This window comes from Pseudomonas rossensis, from assembly GCF_039888995.1.
GTDB classification, from domain to species: Bacteria; Pseudomonadota; Gammaproteobacteria; order Pseudomonadales; family Pseudomonadaceae; genus Aquipseudomonas; species Aquipseudomonas rossensis.
This window is the reverse complement of the sequence record NZ_JBBWCB010000408.1, coordinates 1-237: the sequence shown is the minus strand read 5'-3', so window position 1 is coordinate 237 and position 237 is coordinate 1. Positions and strand designations below refer to the sequence as shown.

The 237-nt window shown below is 55.7% G+C and carries 1 pseudogene; it reads left to right on the top strand.

The window, feature by feature from the left end:
- Positions 1 to 31: 31 nt before the first annotated feature.
- Positions 32 to 237, top strand: a pseudogene (locus WLY71_RS31075) (polyamine ABC transporter substrate-binding protein); the annotation flags it as partial.

Genomic DNA, 237 nt, shown 5'->3' with positions numbered 1-237 from the left:
TGAAAAATCCAACAATCAAAAGAGGTGTCGAATGCGTCTATTGAAATCCGTGGTGCCGGTCGCCCTGGCGTTATTGTTCAGCGCCGTTGCGCAGGCCCAGCCAACCGTCAGCGTCTACACTGGACCGATTACATCGGCGAGACCACTCTCGTCGACTTCCAGGCGAAAAGCGGGATCAAGGTGATCTACGACGTGTTCGATTCCAACGAAACCCTGGAGGGCAAACTGCTCGCCGGC